This is a genomic window from Actinoplanes sp. NPDC051633 (assembly GCF_040681735.1).
Classification (GTDB): domain Bacteria; phylum Actinomycetota; class Actinomycetes; order Mycobacteriales; family Micromonosporaceae; genus Actinoplanes.
In genome coordinates this window covers 1-5,505 of sequence record NZ_JBFAZH010000491.1, presented here as the reverse complement: position 1 = coordinate 5,505, position 5,505 = coordinate 1, and the positions used below count along the sequence as shown (strand labels likewise).

4 protein-coding genes and 1 pseudogene are annotated in these 5,505 nt (G+C 71.5%); all 5 read right to left on the bottom strand.

What is annotated here, in order from left to right:
• Positions 1-1,123, bottom strand: a pseudogene (locus AB0M20_RS24715) (lipopolysaccharide biosynthesis protein); the annotation flags it as partial.
• A gap of 60 nt (positions 1,124-1,183) precedes the next feature.
• Positions 1,184-3,133, bottom strand: a complete 1,950-nt coding sequence (locus tag AB0M20_RS24710) for a hypothetical protein (RefSeq protein WP_364301935.1) — start codon at positions 3,131-3,133, stop codon at positions 1,184-1,186.
• 9 nt (positions 3,134-3,142) lie between these two features.
• Complete coding sequence (locus AB0M20_RS24705) at positions 3,143-4,099, bottom strand: glycosyltransferase (protein ID WP_364301933.1); 957 nt, start codon at positions 4,097-4,099, stop codon at positions 3,143-3,145.
• Positions 4,096-4,914 (bottom strand): phosphatase PAP2 family protein, encoded by an 819-nt coding sequence (locus AB0M20_RS24700; RefSeq protein ID WP_364301931.1) that lies wholly within the window; start codon positions 4,912-4,914, stop codon positions 4,096-4,098. Before AB0M20_RS24700 ends, AB0M20_RS24705 begins: the two co-directional genes overlap by 4 nt.
• A gap of 48 nt (positions 4,915-4,962) precedes the next feature.
• A partial coding sequence (locus tag AB0M20_RS24695; RefSeq protein WP_364301929.1) for a sugar transferase occupies positions 4,963-5,505 on the bottom strand: 543 nt, incomplete at its 5' end.

The window sequence follows — 5,505 nt, the reverse complement described above, 5'->3', positions numbered from 1 at the left end:
CGGACAGCACCGCCCGCAGCTCGTCCTGCCGGTCGTCCGGCGCGGCCAGCCACACGTCCCGACCGGCCTCGGCCAGCGCCACCGCCACGTTGCCGCTGACCGTGGTGCGGTCCTCGTCGTCGCGGCCGGAGAGCACCACGATCGGCTGGTCGGGGTGCCGGTCGATCCACTTGAGCAGGGCCAGGGAGACGTACCGGGCGTCCGCGGCGGCGGCCTCGTCGGCCGCCCGCCCGGCGGAGCGGACAACGCCCAGCGCGGGAGTGCCGATCAGGTCGGCCGCCTGGTCGAGCGACCGCACCCGGCGGTCCAGCGCCTCGCGGGCGTGCGCCGCGACCGCGCCCAGCAGGAGCCCGCCGAGCAGCGCGCCGAGCAGGTAGAGAGCCCAGGCGTCGTGGCTGGAGGGCACCGGCGCGCGGGCCGCGGCGGTGACCGCGCCCGGGCTGAGGTCGGCCGACGCGATCTTCGCCCGCTGGTTGGCCAGCTGGGCGAGCTGGTCGTTCAGCTTGCTGGCCTGGTCCAGCACGGCCTGGGTCCGCGGCGGCAGCCGGTTGGCGTCGCCGTCGGAGTCGCCGAGGCCCTTCTGCGCGATCTTCACCTGGTCGTTGACCTGCTTGATCGAGCTGTCGTACGACTTCAGCAACGCCTCGCGCTGCCTCTGGTAGATCCCCTCGCGGACCTTCAGATAGGTCTCCGCCGCCCGGTTCGCGCCGGTGACCGCGTGTTCCTCGCTGTCGTCCTGATACTCGAACCGCAGCACGGCGCCACCGGTCGGCACCTCCACGGCCAGCGCGTCCAGCACGTCCTCGGCATCCCGCCCGACCGCCTGCGAGACCGAGTCGACGACCTCGTTGCCCAGCGCCACACCGCTCTCGGCGGTCATGTTGATGGCCCGGTCGGCGCCACCGGGCGGGGTGGTGAACGGGTCGGTCACCACCGGGCGCAACACGACCACCGTGGTGGCCTTGTAGGTGGCCGGGAGGAACAGCAGATAGGCGACAACGCCCAGCGTGATGACCGCGGTGACGATCAGCACGATGCGCCGGCGTCGCAGCGGGATCCGGACGACGTCCGCGAAGCCGACGACGCGCTGCCGGTTCGCGGCGACGGAATCAGTGACATCCATGGGGGCTCCCGAAGGGTTGTACGGGCCGGCCGCCACTCATCTGACGGCCGGCCTTGTTTCTCAAGAGGTCGCGAAGAACAGCGTGGGGCTGCTCCACACGGGAGGGTTCGACGGACCGGCGAGGGTGGCCGCCGTCGAACCGACGACCGCCGTCGTGGCGCCCGGGTTGAACGCGACCGACTTCAGGGCGCCGTTGGTGGCGCCGAAGACGAGCTTGCCGTTGACCCACACCATGCCGCGGACCGTGCTCCAGTCCACCCCGCTGGTCGGCAGCGTGAACTGGGTCGCGCCGATCGGCGAGCCGTCCGGCGTGAGGTAGCGGTAGTAGAGCGCGTTGCTCGAGGCGGTCGTGTAATACATCCGGCCGCTCAGGTAGAACGCGCCGGTCAGCTGGGCCGCGTTGAACCACGAGTTGAAGCCGCTGCTGACCCAGGGAGCGCCGGCCTGGCCGGCGGTGAACGTGGAGATGTTCAGCGTGCCATCGGCCTTGGCCCAGTACACCTTGTTGTTGAGCGAGAACGCCGCCTTGGCGCCGTTCAGGTTGGTCTGCGTGACGTCCTGCCACGCGCCGACGCCGCCGGGGCCGAACGCCAGCTTGCGGAGTTTGGTGGTCCCGTTGCCGCGGTAGAGGTAGCCGGACGCGGCGGCCGGCGCGTCCTGCGCGGCGAGCGCACGGCCGCCGGTGTACGGGAAGAACGCCTGCCGGCCGTGGTACTCGTTGCCGACGCCGTCGGAGTCCTGCCCGGCGTAGATGCCGTTGGCGCCCTTCCAGATCTCCCAGACGATGGGTCCCCAGCTGGTGCCACCCGGCGGCAGGTTGCTGCCCGCGGACCGGCCCGGGTTCCAGGACAGCGGCATGCCGTTGCTCGGGTCGAGCGCGCCGTAGCCGTAGCGGTCGATGCCACCGTCGCCCTTCTCGTCGTTGCCGTTGGCGTTGTTCAGCCAGCGGAAGTGCCCGCCGACATACACCACGCCGTCGGCCGCCTCGAGCGCCGTCAACGAGTCGCTGCCGGTGAAGTTGACCCAGGTGGCGGTCACCGCGCCGCGGTCGGCGGTCTCGAACCGGGCGACCGAGTCGCAGTACGCGTCCGGGCCCCAGCCGCGGCCGCCGTCGGCGGCGATCACGAAGTACTTGCTGTCGCTGGAGAAGTCGACGTCGCGGGCGTAGAACGGGAACGTGGTCGAGCCGCAGGCCGCCACGTACTTGTCGGTGGTCCAGTCGGTCAGGGTCGGCGCGGCGGTCACGTCGATGAGGGCGACCTGGTTGCGGGTCTGGCCGTTCACCTTGGTGAAGTTGCCCGTGGCGACCAGCGTTTTGCCGTCCGGCGACACGGCGATCGACCAGACCAGCTCGGTCGAGTTCGGGTACGGCCGCGCCGTCGTGGCGTTGATGTTGAAGCCGTTGTCGATCGCGCCGGTGGTGGAGTTCAGCCGGGCCAGCAGCGAGTGCGCGGTGCCGTTGACGGCGTGGAACGCGCCCGCGATGTAGAGCTGGCTGCCGACCACCACGGCCCGGCGGACGACACCGCCGTCCGCGCGGCCGACGAAGCTCTCGACGGTGTCACCGGTGACCGGGTCGATCATGACCAGGTTCTTGCGGGCGACGCCGTTCACCGTCAGGAAGTTGCCGCCGACGATCAGCTTGCCGTTGGGGCTGACCGCGAGCGCCTGCACGGCGTTGTCGAAGGTGGGCGTGAAGCCCGTCTTCAGCGCGCCGGTGGTGGCGTCGTACGCGACCAGGTTGGTGACGGGGGTCCAGGCCGACGCGCCGGCCGCCTTGACGCCCGTGAACGAGCCACCGGCGTAGATCGTGTTGCCGATCTGCGCGAACGCTCGGAAGCTGCCGTTCTGGGCGTGCGGCGTGTTGTCCGCCGGGTTGGCGTTCGCGAGCGTCGCGGCGGCCGGCGGCGGCACGTAGACCGCACCGGCCGGCGCCACGGCGGTCAGCGAGACCGCCAGGCCCAGCACGGCGGCCGGCACGAGCAGCCGTGCTCGACGTGGAACGGACACTTGCCCTCCTCAAACTCCGGTTGTTACCAAGGGGGTGGACGGGAACGGGGCGACCGCGGGGCCGGTGCGTACCGACCAGCCGGCGGCCGTCTCGAGATCGGCGAAGGTGAGCTCGTCGGCCTCGCGGGCCACGACCAGCTCGCGGCGCGCCAGCTCGCGGGCGAGCTGGACCTGGTGGTCGTCGACGTGCTCGCCGTGGGCGTGGCGCCGGGGCACATAGAGGGCGCGGTGACCGGTCTGCATCGCGGCCAGCGCCGAGCCGACGCCGCCGTGCGAGATCACCACGTCGGCCTCGCGCATCGCCGCCCGCATCTCGGCGATCGGCACCTCGCAGCGGGCGCCGGGCGGCATCCGGTCGATCCGGGTCCCGCCGACCTGCCACAGCACGTCGAGCTCCGGCGGCAGGATGTCGACCAGCCGGTTGAGCAGCCGCGGGAACGTGTAACCGCCGTGCGTGCCGAGGGTGACCACGACCTTGCGCACCGGCCGGGGCTCCGGCTCGGGCATCGGGTGGAAGGCGTCGAAGATGGACCCGCCGTAGCGCCAGGGGCCGGACGCCCAGGACGGGTGCTGGGTGAAGAGCCGGATGCGCGGCAGCCGGGCGGCCAGCCGGCCGGTCAGCGAGGGGCCGTCGGTGCGGGTCGCGCTCTCGATGTACGTGCACTCGACACCGGCCGCGGTGGCCGGCACGAAGAACGATATCGCCACGCTCGCCCCGGTGCTGATCACCCGTTCGTACCGGTGGCCGCGCAGCATCGCGCGCGCCAGCAGCATGTTGCGCATCGCGCCCCGGAAGTCGCGGGTGCCGGCCGGCGGGACGTGCACGACGTCCTCGCCGTCGAGCAGGGAGCGGCTCTGCGGGCTGTCGAAGGTGACCCAGCGCCGGTCGGGCACGCCGAGCCGCGGCACCAGGTCGTACAGCTCGGCCAGGTGGCCGCCGGTCGAGGCGACGAGCAGCGCCGTCATGCGACCAGCTCCATCGCCCGGTGCGGAGCGCCGACGCGCCCGGCCAGCACACCGACGGCCACGGCGAAGCCCAGGAACAAGACCGGCCCGAAGGCCAGACCGCTGATGACGTCGGTGAGCCAGTGCTTTTGGGTGTAGAGGCGCGAGTAGCCCTCGTACGTGGCCAGCAGGAGCACCAACGTGCCCAGCGCGACCTGGCCGCGGCGCCCGATCCGCCACGTCAGCACGGCGAACAGAGCCAGGGTGCCGAAGACCATGCAGATCCGGGCGATGCCGCCGGACGGGTACGTGCCCAGGCCGGTCGGCGGGTGGCCGCGGTCGACCATGCCGGCGATGACGGCCTGCACGTACTGCTCCACCGCGAACTGGCCGAGGATCGCGACCAAAGGGATCCAGAACCGGCGCCGCCACAGGACCGCGAAGACGACCGCGCCCACCACGGTCACCCACTTCAGCGGGTAGCGGTCACCGAGCGCTGTGTAGAACCAGTTGAACTCCTCGAAGGACGCGTTGCGCCGAGTGGCGATCCAGGTCAGCACCGGCCGGTCGACCGCGTTCTCCAGGCTGTGCATCAGCTCGCCGATCGGCCAGAACACCGCGACCACGGCCGAGATCCAGGCGAACAGGACGACGAGCGCGGCGCCGGGCCGCCCGAGGGTGTCCACCAGGCCGGTCAACGCTTCGCCGATCCGCCGGACCGCGGCGCTGTCCGAGAGACGGCGCGCGAGGCGCCGGCCCGGGCCGGTCGCCGGCAGCGCCCCGATCGCCAACGGCAGCAACACCGCCAGTGCGGCGATGACGTACAGCGTTACCAACGAACTGTCCCCAAATCTCGTGCGGCTCCATCCCCCGACGGTCCCCGGCTAGTAGGCCCCCTCGCCCCTCGTCACGACCAGCGCCGTGCGCATCAGGATCACCAGGTCGACGGTCAGCGACCAGTTCTCCACATATCTCAGGTCCAGCCGGATCGAGTCCTCCCAGGACAGATCCGAGCGTCCGCTCACCTGCCACAGCCCGGTCATCCCGGGCTTGACCACCAGCCGGCGGCGCATGTCGTGTGGATACTGCTCCACCTCGCCGGGCAGCGGCGGCCTTGGCCCGACCAGCGACATCTGCCCCATCAGCACATTGATGAGCTGGGGCAGCTCGTCCAGCGAATGCCGCCGCAGCAGCCGGCCGGACCGGGTGATCCGGGGATCATCCCGGATCTTGAAGAGCACCCCGGAGGACTCGTTGTGCTCCCGCATCGCCGGCAGCCGGTGCTCGGCGTCGACGCGCATGGTGCGGAACTTGACCATCCGGAACAACTCGCCGCCCCGCCCGACCCGGGTCTGCCGGAAGAACACCGGGCCGCCGGAGTCCGCCTTGATCCAGATCGCGATGGCGAGTAACAGCGGCGCGGACAG

Coding starts and splice junctions, on each gene's coding strand:
- AB0M20_RS24705 (WP_364301933.1), bottom strand. CDS start 4,099: ATGACGGCGCTGCTCGTCGCCTCGACCGGCGGCCACCTGGCCGAGCTG.